The sequence below is a fragment of the Peristeroidobacter agariperforans genome, assembly GCF_004138335.1.
Classification (GTDB): Bacteria; Pseudomonadota; Gammaproteobacteria; order Steroidobacterales; family Steroidobacteraceae; genus Steroidobacter; species Steroidobacter agariperforans.
In genome coordinates, this window is record NZ_RYFW01000002.1 from 1,878,684 (window position 1) to 1,892,718 (window position 14,035).

Below are 14,035 nucleotides of genomic sequence, written 5' to 3' on the forward strand. Positions count from 1 at the left end.
TTCGCGTGAGCTTTGGCGACAGAAGAATGGAAAGACGAACGGTTTTTTTCGTGTCCGACCAGACCGGCGTGACCGCCGAGACGATGGGACACAGCCTGCTGACGCAATTCGATGGGCAGGCATTTCGGCAGGTGACTCTGCCATTTATCTCCACTGTTGACAAGGCGCAGGAAGCTGTTCGTCGCATCAACGCGACGGGCGAGGCGGAGGGCGTTCGGCCCGTGATTTTCAGTACTTTGGTGCAGGAGGACCTGCGCGAGATCATCAAGCGTGCCAACGGCCTGTTCCTGGATTTCTTCGACGCGTTCCTGGGCCCCCTGGAGATGGAGCTGAAGCTCAAATCCTCACGAGCGCAAGGCAAGGCGCACGGCATGCAGGACGTGGGGGCCTACACCACGCGCATCAATGCCACGAACTTCGCACTGGCGAACGATGACGGCGCTGTCACTCGCGATTACGAGCGCGCCGATCTGATCCTGGTCGGCGTCTCGCGCACCGGCAAGACGCCCACCTGTTTGTACCTGGCCTTGCAATACGGCGTGTTCGCCGCCAATTATCCATTCGCTGACGAGGAGCTGGAGACCGGGCGCTTGCCGGCGGCGCTGACCAAGCATCAGCGCAAGCTGTACGGACTGACCATTGCGCCGGAACGTCTGCAACAGATCCGCAACGAGCGCCGGCCGAACAGCAATTACTCTTCACCCTCACAAGTGGACTTCGAAGTGCGCACCGCCGAGGCCATCTTCCGTCGTTACGATATTCCGTGCATCAACACCACGGAATGTTCCATCGAAGAGATCGCCAGCCGCATCCTGGACCGGACCGGCGTCGAACGCCGGCTGCGTCCTTGAGCATCCGTAACCGCGCGGCGAAGGCACACATGGCACGCATGTCGCATGCGTGCAAGACACATGAAATGCCCCGTGACGCAAGTCACATACCACTGGCAGTAGTGCGAAACTGCTGTGCTATATTCGGACCATGTCGATAGACCTTACAGCAAGCGATGTGAATTGCCCGGTCAGCTGGCGCGCCCGTCCGGGCAGCTTCGTCAGTCTGATGTCGCTGTACGAGAGCAATTACATCCGCCTCGCCTGGCTGGTGCCGGACGTGGAAAAAGCCGCGGCTTCGCAGGTGTCCGTGGTCGATGGCGATTGCCCGCTGCACCTGGCGATCGAGGAGCGCAGCCGTTATACGACGACGCTGCGACTCACTTATGTGTTCGACGATGAAGCCGGCCCGCTCGCGGATCCCGATCTGTTGATTCGTGTGTATCGCGATGCGCGGTTGGCCGAAGTGCAGGCGTGCGCTCGCTGGCATCGTCATGCGATGCTGGAATCGCTGCGCTCGCAGCTGGCGCGCGATCTCGGCGATCGCTGGTTGCGCAACGTCATGCTCAACAAATGGCTCGATTATTGCGTCGAGCGCGGACATCACTTCCCCGCGTTAGCAGCGACCTGACGTTTCCCACGCCCGCACAGGGCCCGCTATGGAATTCTCCGACCGGCTGAGCAATCTGCGGCAGCTCCTCGGCCAAAACGCGCGCCAGCCCGTTGAAGACGAGCGGCTGCTGCAGCTGTATTGGAACCGGGCCGAGCTGAAGAAAGAGCTGTCGCGCTTGCAGGACGAGCGTCACAAGCTCATCGAGCAGCTGAACAAACACGAAGCCACGTTCGCACGCAACAGCGAGCAGCTGCTGCAGCTCGAGGAGTTTCTCGGCAATCCAGAGACCGGTCCGCATGGACTGGTTTATTTCCAATTGCGTACGCTGTGGCGCGCCTCGTCGGCGAAAGTCGCACGATTCGCGCAACAGCTTCAGCAGCAGCAAGCCGATCGTGAGCAGCGGCGTCAGGTGCTGGAGTTCGATCGCGCGCGTCGCCAGCAGCTCGCCGATTTCGATCGACGCATCGCCGCGGCGCGCTCGCGTGCCGATATGTTGGAAGCCCAACTCAAGCTTCAGGAGACGAAGCTCGAGAAGATGCGCGGCTTCTGGAACTACGGGCGTCGCCGGCGCCTTGCTGAAGAAATCGCAGCCGAGCGCGAGCAATGGGACCTTGCGGCCACGGAAGTCACCGACTTGAGCGATGACCGCATCGCGCTCGAAGAAAAGGCGCCGCCGCAGTTGCAGGGAATCTCCGTCGACGGCCGGCGCATCGTGAATACTGCCGTGATTGCGTACGCGCAGCAGCTGGTCGCCGCGATGTCGGCCGGCGGCCTCGCCGTGCTCGCCAAAGAAACGATGACCAAGCGAGTGTTCGATATGAAGTACGGCACTCGTGAGGAGTGCTCGCGCCTGATGGCGTTGCTTCGCGAGGCGCTCGCCATCGTCAAAAACGAAAAAGACGATCTCAATGGCTTGAAGGAGCGCACCGATGCGTTGCGCGCGGTGGCGGCTTATCGCAGCGATGCGGATACAGTGCCGCTGACGGATTCCATCGGCACGTTGCCGGTGGCGGGCGTGCCGGTCTCGGGGCTCGAGACGGGCAATAAAGCGGGCGTGAACGTGCTGGTCGACGACTACTGGGATGTGTATCAGGCGCTGCTGCAATGAGCAGCGCCTGAGGTTGGCAGGTTAAGGCGTCGCTTCCTTCTCGCCCTGAGCCTTCAGGCGCGACAGATACAGATTGCTCATGCCGCTCAAGTCCGCGGCAATTTCCACCGTTTCATCCAGCACTGCATCCGGCGGCTCCTGACCCGTGAGGTCCGCGAGCTTCGCGACGGCGGGCAGGCCACGCGACTTGCGACGCTCGTTCTCGCGAGCGAGGCGCTCTTGCTCGAGCTGCTCGCGCTCGGCGACGCGTGCTTTGAGGTTCAACGACAGCTTCTTCTGCGTGCGCACTTTCTCGAACGCATCGAGATCGGCGAGCAGCGAACGGAAATCCGGATCCGTCGCGACGCGCTGCTCGTGCGACTGCTCGAGCGCGGCGATGGCCGGCGTCAGCTGACCTTCCTTGGCGAATTCAGCCGGACGAATGCGATCCCAGGGCAGGGCACTTTCGCGCGTGCTCTCACCGACTTCCTCGGGGCTGATGGCGGTCGGCATGGCAATATCCGGCTGCACGCCGCGGTGCTGGGTGCTTTCGCCCGTCACGCGATAGTACTTGCCGATGGTGACCGTCAGCTGGCCGAAGCCCGGATCGGGGCCGAGTGCGTAACGATCCAGCGGATACAGGTTCTGCACCGAGCCTTTGCCGTAGGTCTGCTGGCCGACGATGATGCCGCGGCCGTAATCCTGAATCGCGGCGGCGAAGATCTCCGAGGCCGACGCGCTGTAGCGATCGACCAGTACGATCATCGGGCCGTCATATACGGTGTTCGGCTCCGGATCGTCGAGCACTTCGACGCGACCCCCGGTCTCGCGCAGCTGCACGATCGGACCGGCCGGAATGAACAGACCGGAGAGGGCCGTCGCTTCGGTGAGGTGACCGCCGCCATTGCCGCGCAGATCCATGATCAGCGCATCGACGTGCTCGGCCTTCAACTCATTGATGAGCTTCTGCACATCGCGCGTGGTGCTGCGATAGTCCTTGGCGCCGGACGATTTGGCTTCGAAGTCCTGATAGAAGCTCGGCACGTTGATCACGCCGACCTTCATCTCCCGATCGCCACGCTTGATGGTGTGGACTTCCTTCTGCGCCGCCTGGGCGTCCAGCGACACCTTGTTACGCTGCAGCTCCAACACCTTCTCCGGCGAGCCGGGGGCGGCGCCGGCGGGCAGGATGTTCAGCCGCACGGTGGTGCCGACCTTGCCGCGGATGATCTGCACGACATCGTCGAGACGCCAGCCGATCACATCGACCATCTTGCCGCTCTTGCCTTCGCCGACCGCGATGATGCGGTCGTTTGCGCCGAGCGTGCCGTTGATTGCGGCGGGGCCGCCGGGCAGCACGTTGAGCACGGTCACGTAATCGTCGACCAGCTGCAGCGAGGCGCCGATGCCTTCGTACGACAGGCTCATCTGAATGCGGTATTCCTCGGAGTTGCGCGGCGAGAAGTAGCTCGAGTGCGGATCGAAGACATGCGCGAAGGAGTTCATGAACACTTCGAAGATGTCGTCGCTGGTGACCTGTTCGGTGCGCTTGACGACGCGCTCGTAGCGCTTCTGCAGGATGTCCTTGGTCTCCGGCCAGGTCTTTTCGGTGAGCATCAGGGACACGGCGTCGTTCTTCACGCGACGGCGCCAGATGTCGTTGAGCTCATCGTTGGTCTTGGCCCACGGCGCCTTGGCGCGGTCGAACTCGAACGACTCATCGACGTTGAAGTCGGGCTCTGTCTTCAGCAGCTCGACGGCGTACTTGACCCGTTCCTTGTTGCGTACCTGGAAGCGGTTGAAGATCGCGAACACGGGCTCGAGCTGGCCGTTCACCACGGCGTCATCGAGCTGGTAGCGATAGCGCTCGAACTCGGCGATGTCCGAGGCGAGGAAGTAGCTGCGGCCGCCATCGAGCTGCTCGATGAAGCGGTCCAGCACCAGCGAGGACACCGGGTCGTTGATCGGCGACTGACGGTAGTGCGAGCGCTCGATCACGTTGCTGACCAGCTTGCTGACGCGGCGCTGGCGCTCGGTCGGGGACAGGTCCTGGGAGTTTGCGGTCGCGACCGCTTTGGCGACCGGCGCTTGCGCCGTGCCCGCCAGTAACGCACAGACCACCAGCAGCGCGGGCAAGCTGAAGATCAAGGTATTGCGCCGCTGCTTGGCGGGTTCGTGCGAGGGCGACTGATACACTGTTTCACATCCTCATCAGGGGGAGGGGGCCGCGGCCATGGAGGCGGCGCCGGTCCCGATTTCGACCTAAACCTGAATCGTAAGCAAGGCAGGACAGATCCATTCTATGGGCAAGGCTAGAGAGACGCTGCACTCCGATCAAGTACGCGCCGCTCGCGGCTTGCACGAATTGGAGCGGGTCAGCCATCGATTTGTTCAGCATCTCCGCGCGCGGTCTGCGACGCGGGACCGGAGCCACTAATGCGTCCCATCGCCGTCCTCAACGCCATCGTCTTTGGCTCGGCGGCCGCCATCACGTTCGGCCTGCTAGGTGTGGTGGTCATTTTCCTGGTCCTCAAGGGGAGCAACCCGGCGATGAGCAACGAGTTCCCCGCCTTGCTCCGTAGCAGTGCGGTGTTCGCCGTGCTGGCGGCGGTCTCCGGTGCGAGCCTGTTCGCTCTGCTCAAGACACTCAAGTGGCGCTGGCTGGCGCAGGCGGCCATGTGGGCGGTCGTCGCCGGCATCGCCGCGCTCTACTGGCCCGACTGAGGATCTACAGTGGGCTCGCGCCGCAGTTCTTGCACCCGAATTTACCAGGGGGAAAACCCTCAAGGCGGCGTCGGGCAGACAGCTAACGGCGGATGACGCGTTCCCAAGCGTTGTTACGCTCGAAGGAACCGCTGTTGTAAGGGTCGAAGCCATGCGGAGTCGCCTTATCGGCATGAATGCCGCGCTTGGCATCGCCTGCTGACAGCGGACGTTTCATGGGCGGAGCGGGGCGATCGGAGATGCGGGGTGCGATTCGCGCCGGCCGCTTCGCCTCTCTGCCCTTCCGGCCGCCGAATAACCGAGCGAGCCACATGCGCGTGCTTCCCAGGCCAAAAGTGTAAAGAAAAGCAACAGAATCTTTTTAGTATCAACCGCTTGCAGCCTACACGCCGGGCTTCGGCGGGGGCTTTTTTTCAGTGGGAAGTGTGACTCGCGTCACGCGTCCCTGTGACGAATTTCGCTCATTCGCGCGGCGTGGATTCGCCGCGCTCAATCGTTGCCCATGCGCGGCTCGACGCGGGCGGGCCGACCTTGGGGGCGCTTGGCTTCTTTTTTAACGTCGGCACGGCGGGGCGGGGGCGGTTCATCCTCATCGACCGGCTCGCGCTCGACCTGATCGGCCTTCACGCCGATGAAGACCGCGCGCAGCAGATAGATGAGCAGCACCGGTCCGAGCGCGATGCCCCAGGCGCGGCCGGAGCCGTCGGCCAGGTCACCGAAGAAGTCGACGTAGAACGTGCTCAGGCCCGCCCCCTGTCCATCAGATGTGGCTCCGTAAGGGCCCATCAGCGCGCCGCCGACCCAGAAGATCAGCGCGGGCAGCAGGAACAGTCCGAAAGCGAGCCACAGGCTCGCGAAGATCAGCTCGAAGCGCCGTCGACGAGTTCGGCGCTGCTCGTCGGAGACATCGTCATCGGTATGGGCTGCGGCGTTCATGCGGGTCATATTGTCACTTGGGACCGGGCATCCTGCCACGACCCTCGAGCGAGCTGGCAAAAAGATGCGACTTTTTGCCGCTCGCCGCGGCCGATGGCGGCGGGGTACATCACTGTACCCGCGCGGCACTCGTTATGATTGCTGCTTTTCACGGTTCGAGGGCTCTCGCCAAATGTCAGAAGCAACCCACGTCGCGCCGCTGCGTACCGCCGTCATTGGCGTTGGCTATCTCGGGCGTTTCCACGCGCAGAAATACGCGCAGATTGCGGGTTCGACGCTGGTGGGTGTGGTGGATGCAAATGCCGAGGCCTGCGCGAAGGTGGCGACGGAGTTGGGCACGAAAGCGGTGCATGACTATCGGGAGCTGTTCGGCGCCGTCGACGCCGTGAGCCTCGCGGTGCCGACACCGCTGCACCATGCGATCGGTTGCGAGCTGCTGAGAAACGGCATCGATGTGCTGATCGAGAAACCCATCGCTACGACCGTCGCCGAAGCGCGTGAGCTCGTTGATCTCGCGCGCACCCATGGGCGCATCCTGCAGGTCGGACACCTCGAGCGTTTCAACCCCGCGGTACTGGCCGCAGCCGAGCGATTGCAGACGCCTCGCTTCGTCGAATCGCATCGACTCGCGCCGTTCAAACAGCGCGGCACCGACGTGAGCGTCGTGCTCGATCTGATGATTCATGACATCGACTTGATCCAGGAACTGGTCGGCACGCCGATCGAGCACATCGACGCGGTCGGTGCGACGGTGTTTTCGGGCGAAATCGATATCGTCAACGCGCGGCTGCGCTTCCAGGGCGGTTGCGTCGTGAACACGACGGCGAGCCGCATCAGCCTGAAACAGGAGCGCAAGATCCGCATCTTCCAGGATGACGCCTATCTGTCCGTGGACATGCAGCAGAAGATCCTGACCGTGATCCGCAAGAAGGACGCGGCGCCGGTGGAATCGCCCGCGCAGGTGTCGATCGAGGAGCAGAACTTCGATCAAGGCGACGCGCTGCTCGCGGAAATCGAAGCGTTCCTCAAAGCGGTGCGCGAGCGAAGCAAGCCGGTCGTCACCGGCGAAGATGGACTGCGAGCGCTCGAGACCGCGATGAAAATTACGGCCCTGGTTCAACCAAAGGTTTCGTGAGCCGGTCCCGCTGCAGCGACTGCAGCGGTTTGCCGGCGACCTGCTGCGCGATCTCTTGCAGTTGAATCAGGCTGATCTCGCCGCGGTCGGCGGCAAGTTTTCGCGCCACGTCATCGAGGCTCGCGGCGCCGCCGGTGAGCGAGCGAATCTCCGCATCGACTTGTTGAAACACGAGCACGGCGCGCGCCGTCGTCGGGCCGGTCGAGCTCTTGGCGAACAGCGTCGGCGCCCGACGCGCCCATTTCTTCAGATTGTCCATCGCCTGTTCGTAGCGCTTCTGACCGATGCCGCCGGAACGGCGCAACGTTTGGATGGAATAGAACTCGGCGAGGCCCTCGACGATCCAGTCGCTTTCCTGATCGCCACGAATACCGAGCGCCACGTGCACCAGTTCGTGCAGCAGCGGGCTCGTGCGGTTCTCGCTGATCAGCGGCCGGTCGGAGTGCAGAAAGATCGAGGCGGGACCGGACAAACCGCCGCGCCACATCGGATCGCCCGCTGAAACGATCAGCACGCGCTTCGGAAACTCCGGAAACACATCCAGCAACTTCGGTAGGTTCCAGTTGATGAAGGCGAGGGCGTCCTGCCGCCGCGCACTTTCGCCTTCGGGCGCGGCGATCACGGTATTCACATGGTGAATGCGCTCGCTGCGTACGCCGATCTTGCCGAGCAGCATCCAACCCTCGGGCTCATCGAAACGCCGCTTCGGATCGTCGATGCGAAAGCTGTGCTCGCCGGAAGCAGCATAGGGAGTCTCGGCGGACCAGCCTTTCGGCAAGTCGAACGCGAGGGTGGTGCGCGAACGAAGATTGCGAGCTGCGGTGACGCGCGTGTTCGGTGCGAGCTTGTCGCCGCGAAATAGCGCCCAATCCTGGGTGATGTACGAGTCGTAGCTTCCCGAGGCGCGCTGGTGCTTCACCTCGAACTCATAGTGCAGGCTCGATTGCTTGCCCTGCGGGCGCCACACGATTTCCTTGGCGCCGACTTCCAACGGATCCTTGGAGCGGAAGTTTCGATAGCGCTTGGCGTCCGCACGCAGCACGACCTTGCTCGGCAGCTTCTCGCCTTTCAGCTCGAGCTCGACCTGGGCGTGCTCGACACCGGCTTTGAAGCTCGCGCGATAGGTGGCGTCGTAGTAGGCGATCTTGGCGGCGAACGCCATGTTCGCCATGGCCAACGACGCCATGGCCAGCCCGACTATCGGCCAGCGCAGTCCCGTCAATCCAGAAATCAAGCGTGCATCCTGTCGAGAGCCATATATCAAGGGAGTTTACGGTCTTTTGACAGAACTCGGGGTTGGGCAGGTCAGTTTGGCGTTAGTTGCCCAATGTCGGTAGGATGCGACGCCAAACCAATGTCATTACGCATTTTCCGTCGCGCGCAGGCCGGCGGCCAGTACCGTGTGACATGCCCTGATCGTCGGGCCGAAACAGATGGGCTATCCCTGACCAGTCCCGGGAAGCCTTGTCGAACGCCCGAAGAGGAAGGGGGACGAGCAGTGACCACGAGGAACTACGGACGATGTCCGCGACCCTGTCCGCGACATATAGAACATTGTTGGTAAGCAGCTCCGAGGCCGCCCGCGGACTGCTCGAACGGCTGCTCGATAGCTCGGACATCGTCATCGACGATGTAGTCGAGCCCGACCAGGTCATCGTCAGCGTAGCAAGACGCGCGCCCGATCTGATCGTGCTCGATGTGGAAGCGGCCGCCGCGACCACGCTTGCGCGCGTGTGCGGCGTGTTGAAAGCCAATCCGACCACGCTGCTCGTGCCGCTCGTGGGCCTTGCGAAATCCTCCAAGCAGCGGCTGCTCGCGTTCGAGGCGGGCGTCGATGACTTTCTGACCCAGCAGGTGCGACGGGAAGAGTTTCTGGTGCGCGTACGCTCGTTGCTGAAGGCGAGCGCGGCACGCCGGCAACTCGCGGCGGAGCAGTTGGCCGAAGAGGTGAAGCGTCGCGAGCTCATTCGTGCCGCGTTCCGTCGCTACATTTCACCGAAGCTCGCCGATCAGATCCTCGCCAGCCCCGAGCTGCTCGATACGATGTTCGCGGGTACGCACAAGCGCACCCAGGTCGCGGTCATGTTCGCCGACATGCGTGGCTTCACCGCGCTCTCCGAGCGGCTGAATCCCGAAGCGGTCGTCGAGCTGCTGAACGAGTTCTTCAAGCTGCTGACCGACATCACGTTCGAATATGAAGGCACCGTGTTCAGCATGGCCGGCGACAGCTTGCTGGTCGGCTTCGGCGTGCCGGTCGCGCAGGAAGATGGCGCCGAGCGTTCGATCCTCGCGGCCAAGCAGATGTTGGAAAAGTTTTCGGATCTGGCCCATCGCTGGAAGGACCGTTACGGCGTCGAGACGGGCCTGGGCATCGGCATCAACGTGGGCGAGGTGATCGCAGGCAATATCGGCTCAGCCTCGTACATGAACTACACCATCATCGGCGACACCGTGAACGTCGCCTCGCGACTCGGTCAACGCGCGCGAGCCGGTGAGATGTTGTTCTCGGATGCGGTCAAGAACCTGCTCGATAAGCGCGGCGTCGACGTAGGAGCAATGCCGTTGCCGTCGCTGGTCCTGCGTGGTCGCTCGAGCCCCATTGGCATCTTCTGCGTGCCGACCGGCACGAGCGAGCGAGTGGATTTCCGCCCCAATTGATCAGGCTGGTTGTTCAGGCTGGCGCGTACTTGCGCGCCAGCTTCAGGTCCTCGACGAACGCTTTGAACGCGCTGTCCCGATCCTCATCCGGGACTCTCAACAGAAATGACGGGTGCACCGTCACGATCACGTCGGCGTCGAGCTCGCTTGCCAACGACTGACCTTTGATCACGTGACCGCGATTCTTGCCGATCGCCGTCGCACGACCGAATACCGCACGCGCCGCGGTGGCGCCCATCGCGATCACCAGGTCTGGTCCGATCAGACGCAGCTCGTTGTCCAACCAGTGCTGCTGGCAGACGGAGATCTCGTGCTCGTTGGGCTTCTTGTGGATGCGACGCTTGCCGCGCGGCTCGAATTTGAAATGTTTGACGGCGTTGGTGACGTACGTTTGTGAGCGCTCGATGCCGGCCTGTTCGAGCGCGCGATCGAGCAACTTGCCCGCAGGACCTACGAAAGGTTTACCGGCGAGATCTTCTCGGTCACCGGGTTGTTCACCGATCAGCACGATGCGCGCAGTCGCGCGACCTTCACCGAAAACGGTCTGTGTCGCATTCTTCCATAGCGGACAGGCGCGACAATGCTCGGCTTCTTCGCGCAGCGCTGTCAGAGACCGCGCCGTTGGACGAACGAGCGGTGTCGGCGAGCGCAGTTCGCGCGTGCTTTCCTTCGCAGGCGCGCGACGTGGCGTTCTCGTCGAGGGAGTGGGGTGGATCATGCCGTGCATCCGTCCATGCAGCTGGAACGGGCACGTGATTGCGCGGGTTCCGACACGTTTGTCGGAACGTCAGACGATTGCGGGCAGCGGCGTGTCTATTCTTCTTCGTCGAGCGAGGGCGTGTCGTCATCTGCGCCGTCGCCGTCCATGCCGATCTCATAGTCGTCGAAATCAGACAGCTGCGCGGCGGTCTCGCGCTCCTCGCGAATGCGTTCGAGACGCCGCCATGCCGGCTCGCCGGCCTTGGCGACGTTTTTCTTACGCTTATCGATGTCGGCGATCAAATGATCGACATCGAGGTCCTCGGACTCGACGGCACCGCCATCGTCCTCTTCTTCGTCGAACTCTTCGGATTCCGGCTTCTCAGTCATCGACTGCGATCCCGCAACTTGCCGCAGCGCCCCAGGGTGTTTACGGCGCGAGTATATAGAGGGAACGCGGGCCGCTAGCAATAGCGTCTTTGCGGATTCGGTGAACCAGGTCCGCCCGAGCGGACCAGCGGCGCTCCAACCGGCTCACTTAATCAGTGTGTTGAGCTGGAAAATCGGCAGCAACATGGCGAGCACGATCAGCAGCACCATGCCGCCCATGAACAGGATCATCAAGGGACCGAGCAGCCCCACCGCGGTGCTCAGGATCGAGTCCATCTCGCGCTCCTGGTTGGTGGCCGCGCGGTCCAGCATGGTCTCGAGCTCGCCGCTCGACTCGCCGCTGGAGATGAGGTGAATCATCATCGGCGGAAATATTTTCGAGGCGCCTAGCGATTTGCCGATCGGTGCGCCTTCGCGCACGCGGGTCGCCGCATCCTGAACGGCATCGCGCATCGGCAGGTTGGTGACGACTTCGCCCGAGATGCGCATGGCTTCCAACACTGGTACCGCGCTCGAGGTCAGCGTGGAGAAAGTGCGCGCGAAGCGCGCGGTGTTCGAACCACGCACCACTTTGCCGAATACCGGTAGACGCAGCAGTAGTGCGTGGAAGCGACGTTTGGCGTTTGGATCGCGCAACCAACGCTTAAAGAGGTAGCCGAACGCGATTCCGATCAGGATCAAGAGCCAGCCCCAGTCGCGCAGGAAGTCGGAGATCCCGATCAGCACCTGCGTGAGCATGGGCAGCTCGGCCTTGGAGTTCTCGAACTGCTTGACGATCTTCGGCACGACGAACGTCAGCAACAGTGCGACGATGGAGATACACACGATGAACAGCAGCACCGGATACAGCATGGCGTTGATGGTGCGGCTACGCATCTGCTCACGGTTCTCGGTGTAATCGGCAAGCCGCTCGAGCACGGTGTCGAGGTGACCGGATTGTTCGCCGGCCGCGACGGTGGCGATGTAGAGCTCCGGGAACACGGTGGGGAAGTCCGACAGGCCATCGGCCAGCGTGTGACCTTCCATCACTTTGGCGCGCACGGCCATGACGATGCTGCGTACTCGCGGCTTTTCGGTCTGTTCGGAAACGGCGGCGAGCGCCTCTTCCAGGGGCAGTCCGGATCGAACCAGCGTCGCGATCTGTCTGGTGAGTAGCGACAGATCGCTTGCGGATACGCCGCTGCCGAAGGAGAAGCGAGCGGTGCGCTGCTTCTGCTCGCGCTGTGTGACTTCGTTGACCGTGAGCGGTAACAGCGCTTGATCGCGCAGCAGTTGACGAACCTGTCGTGCGGTATCGCCTTCCAGCACGCCTTTGCGTTCGCGACCCGAAGCGTCGACCGCGGTGTATTCGAAAGCGCTCAAAGAAACTCCCGGCCCGAGTAATTAATTAACCAAGCGCGCTCAATCCTCGCGCGTGACGCGCAGGACTTCCTCGACGGTGGTCACGCCCGAGAGCACTTTGGATCGGCCGTCGTCGCGGATGCTAGGCGTGAGCGTGCGCGCATAGCGCTCGAGCTCCTGCTCGCTTGCGCCATCGTGAATCATGGTGCGCATGGTGTCATCGACCAGCACCAGCTCGTGGATGCCAGTTCGACCCTTGAAGCCCTGGGCCGCATCCGCGCCGGGCCGATACAGCGTGGGCGAGGGGGCGCCCTCTGGAACGTTGAGCAGGCGGCGCTCGTACTCGCCGGCCGGGTACGCCTCGCGTGTGTCCGGATTCAGCACGCGCACCAGTCGCTGCGCGAGCACGCCAATCAAGCTCGATGACAAGAGGAACGGCTCGACGCCCATATCACGTAGACGGGTCACCGCGCCGACGGCGGTATTGGTGTGCAAGGTCGAGAGCACCAAGTGGCCAGTGAGCGAGGCTTGCACGGCGATGTGCGCCGTTTCCAGGTCACGAATTTCGCCGATCATCACCACGTCGGGGTCCTGACGCAGAATGGCGCGCAGGCCGCGCGCGAAGGTCATTTCGACCTTCGTGTTCACCTGGGTCTGACCGATGCCGTCGATGTAGTACTCGATCGGATCCTCGACGGTGAGAATGTTGCGAGTGTTGTCGTTGATGCGCTCGAGCGCCGAGTACAGCGTGGTGGTCTTACCGGAGCCGGTCGGGCCCGTGACCAGAATGATGCCGTGGGGTTTGTGGATCAGCTCATCGAGCAGCTTCTGCGAGCGCGGATCCATGCCCAGCGCATTCAATTCGAGGCGACCCGCCTGCTTGTCGAGCAGACGAAGCACGACGCGCTCGCCGTGACCTGCGGGAATCGTCGAGACACGAACGTCGACGGCGCGACCGGCGACACGCAGCGAGATGCGACCGTCCTGAGGCAAGCGTTTCTCGGCGATGTCGAGCTTCGACATGACTTTGATGCGCGAGACGACGAGCTGCGCGACCGCGCGCTTGGATTGCAGGACTTCGCGCAGCACGCCGTCGACGCGAAAGCGCACGACCAGGCGGTTCTCGAACGGCTCGATGTGAATATCGGAGGCGTTCTCCTTGACCGCCTGCGTCAGGATGGCGTTGATCAGTTTGATGATCGGCGCCTGATCGTCGCTTTCCAGCAGATCGGATGGCTCGGGCAGGTCCTGTGCGAGGTGGGCGAGGTCGGTGTCTTCTTCCACACCGGCGCCAGCCACCTGCATCGCCGAGTTGCCCGCCTCGTATTGCTGTCTCAGCAACTGATCGAACGAATCGCCATCCACGCGTCGCAATTGCAATGGCACACCGAGCACGCGCCGTACTTCGGCGATGGCGGCGGGCTGCGCGCCGGCGCGATACACGGCTTCGGCCGATGTTTCATTCACCTTCTGCACGAGCACGCCATGGCGCTTGCAGAATGCGAACGTCAACAGAGCGGCGGCGGATGCAGCGGTTGCGGAGGCGGCCGCCGCGCCACGCGCGACGACCGGAGTTTCAACTTGTGCGCTCATGACAACACCTTGTCCTGAGAGATAGGGAA

14 protein-coding genes are annotated in these 14,035 nt (G+C 62.7%); 6 read left to right on the top strand and 8 right to left on the bottom strand.

What is annotated here, in order from left to right:
* The first annotated feature begins 26 nt into the window (after positions 1-26).
* The 3 genes from ppsR (at position 27) to EK373_RS22010 (ending at position 2,551) form a co-directional block, all read left to right on the top strand.
* Complete coding sequence (ppsR, locus tag EK373_RS22000) at positions 27-851, top strand: posphoenolpyruvate synthetase regulatory kinase/phosphorylase PpsR (protein ID WP_129645819.1); 825 nt, start codon at positions 27-29, stop codon at positions 849-851.
* A gap of 130 nt (positions 852-981) precedes the next feature.
* Positions 982-1,461, top strand: coding sequence for a DUF1249 domain-containing protein (locus tag EK373_RS22005; protein WP_129645820.1), 480 nt, complete (start codon positions 982-984; stop codon positions 1,459-1,461).
* A gap of 28 nt (positions 1,462-1,489) precedes the next feature.
* A complete protein-coding gene (locus EK373_RS22010) occupies positions 1,490-2,551 on the top strand; it encodes a hypothetical protein (RefSeq protein WP_129645821.1) in 1,062 nt (353 codons plus the stop codon).
* 21 nt (positions 2,552-2,572) lie between these two features.
* Here EK373_RS22010 and EK373_RS22015 read toward each other — a convergent pair whose 3' ends face one another.
* Positions 2,573-4,726: a carboxy terminal-processing peptidase gene (locus EK373_RS22015; protein ID WP_129645822.1), complete on the bottom strand. Its 2,154-nt coding sequence runs from the start codon at positions 4,724-4,726 to the stop codon at positions 2,573-2,575.
* Positions 4,727-4,966: 240 nt separating this feature from the next.
* Here EK373_RS22015 and EK373_RS22020 point away from each other — a divergent pair, with 240 nt between their 5' ends.
* Positions 4,967-5,254, top strand: coding sequence for a hypothetical protein (locus EK373_RS22020; RefSeq protein WP_129645823.1), 288 nt, complete (start codon positions 4,967-4,969; stop codon positions 5,252-5,254).
* A gap of 82 nt (positions 5,255-5,336) precedes the next feature.
* On the opposite strand, the gene EK373_RS34055 is transcribed toward EK373_RS22020, so the two are convergent.
* Complete coding sequence (locus EK373_RS34055; RefSeq protein WP_269813703.1) at positions 5,337-5,471, bottom strand: hypothetical protein; 135 nt, start codon at positions 5,469-5,471, stop codon at positions 5,337-5,339.
* Positions 5,472-5,743: 272 nt separating this feature from the next.
* Positions 5,744-6,190: a hypothetical protein gene (locus EK373_RS22025; protein ID WP_129645824.1), complete on the bottom strand. Its 447-nt coding sequence runs from the start codon at positions 6,188-6,190 to the stop codon at positions 5,744-5,746.
* A gap of 172 nt (positions 6,191-6,362) precedes the next feature.
* Between EK373_RS22025 and EK373_RS22030 the strand changes: the two genes are divergently transcribed.
* A complete protein-coding gene (locus EK373_RS22030) occupies positions 6,363-7,325 on the top strand; it encodes a Gfo/Idh/MocA family protein (protein ID WP_129645825.1) in 963 nt (320 codons plus the stop codon).
* Here the strand turns inward: EK373_RS22030 and EK373_RS22035 are convergent.
* Positions 7,294-8,559, bottom strand: coding sequence for a hypothetical protein (locus EK373_RS22035; RefSeq protein ID WP_129645826.1), 1,266 nt, complete (start codon positions 8,557-8,559; stop codon positions 7,294-7,296). The genes EK373_RS22030 and EK373_RS22035 overlap by 32 nt on opposite strands.
* A 287-nt stretch (positions 8,560-8,846) precedes the next feature.
* On the opposite strand from EK373_RS22035, the gene EK373_RS22040 reads away from it, so the two are divergent.
* Positions 8,847-9,983: an adenylate/guanylate cyclase domain-containing protein gene (locus EK373_RS22040; protein ID WP_129645827.1), complete on the top strand. Its 1,137-nt coding sequence runs from the start codon at positions 8,847-8,849 to the stop codon at positions 9,981-9,983.
* A 13-nt stretch (positions 9,984-9,996) separates the two neighbouring features.
* On the opposite strand, the gene EK373_RS22045 is transcribed toward EK373_RS22040, so the two are convergent.
* The 4 genes from EK373_RS22045 to gspE all read right to left on the bottom strand — a co-directional run bounded on the left by EK373_RS22045 (position 9,997) and on the right by gspE (position 14,006).
* Complete coding sequence (locus EK373_RS22045) at positions 9,997-10,701, bottom strand: UdgX family uracil-DNA binding protein (RefSeq protein ID WP_198683510.1); 705 nt, start codon at positions 10,699-10,701, stop codon at positions 9,997-9,999.
* Positions 10,702-10,796: 95 nt separating this feature from the next.
* Positions 10,797-11,072, bottom strand: a complete 276-nt coding sequence (locus EK373_RS22050) for a hypothetical protein (protein WP_129645829.1) — start codon at positions 11,070-11,072, stop codon at positions 10,797-10,799.
* A 144-nt stretch (positions 11,073-11,216) separates the two neighbouring features.
* The gene (gene gspF / locus EK373_RS22055) at positions 11,217-12,434 is read right to left on the bottom strand and encodes a type II secretion system inner membrane protein GspF (protein ID WP_129645830.1); all 1,218 of its coding nucleotides are present in this window, start codon (positions 12,432-12,434) and stop codon (positions 11,217-11,219) included.
* Positions 12,435-12,473: 39 nt separating this feature from the next.
* Positions 12,474-14,006, bottom strand: coding sequence for a type II secretion system ATPase GspE (gene gspE, locus EK373_RS22060; protein WP_129645831.1), 1,533 nt, complete (start codon positions 14,004-14,006; stop codon positions 12,474-12,476).
* Positions 14,007-14,035 lie beyond the last annotated feature (29 nt).

What these genes read in the sequence shown, in the direction of transcription:
- gspE (WP_129645831.1), bottom strand. Translation starts at nt 14,006, where the DNA reads ATGAGCGCACAAGTTGAAACTCCGGTCGTCGCGCGTGGCGCGGCGGCC.
- EK373_RS34055 (WP_269813703.1), bottom strand. Translation starts at nt 5,471, where the DNA reads ATGAAACGTCCGCTGTCAGCAGGCGATGCCAAGCGCGGCATTCATGCC.
- EK373_RS22010 (WP_129645821.1), top strand. Translation starts at nt 1,490, where the DNA reads ATGGAATTCTCCGACCGGCTGAGCAATCTGCGGCAGCTCCTCGGCCAA.
- ppsR (WP_129645819.1), top strand. Translation starts at nt 27, where the DNA reads ATGGAAAGACGAACGGTTTTTTTCGTGTCCGACCAGACCGGCGTGACC.
- EK373_RS22020 (WP_129645823.1), top strand. Translation starts at nt 4,967, where the DNA reads ATGCGTCCCATCGCCGTCCTCAACGCCATCGTCTTTGGCTCGGCGGCC.
- EK373_RS22045 (WP_198683510.1), bottom strand. Translation starts at nt 10,701, where the DNA reads ATGATCCACCCCACTCCCTCGACGAGAACGCCACGTCGCGCGCCTGCG.
- EK373_RS22025 (WP_129645824.1), bottom strand. Translation starts at nt 6,190, where the DNA reads ATGAACGCCGCAGCCCATACCGATGACGATGTCTCCGACGAGCAGCGC.
- EK373_RS22030 (WP_129645825.1), top strand. Translation starts at nt 6,363, where the DNA reads ATGTCAGAAGCAACCCACGTCGCGCCGCTGCGTACCGCCGTCATTGGC.
- EK373_RS22050 (WP_129645829.1), bottom strand. Translation starts at nt 11,072, where the DNA reads ATGACTGAGAAGCCGGAATCCGAAGAGTTCGACGAAGAAGAGGACGAT.
- EK373_RS22040 (WP_129645827.1), top strand. Translation starts at nt 8,847, where the DNA reads ATGTCCGCGACCCTGTCCGCGACATATAGAACATTGTTGGTAAGCAGC.
- EK373_RS22005 (WP_129645820.1), top strand. Translation starts at nt 982, where the DNA reads ATGTCGATAGACCTTACAGCAAGCGATGTGAATTGCCCGGTCAGCTGG.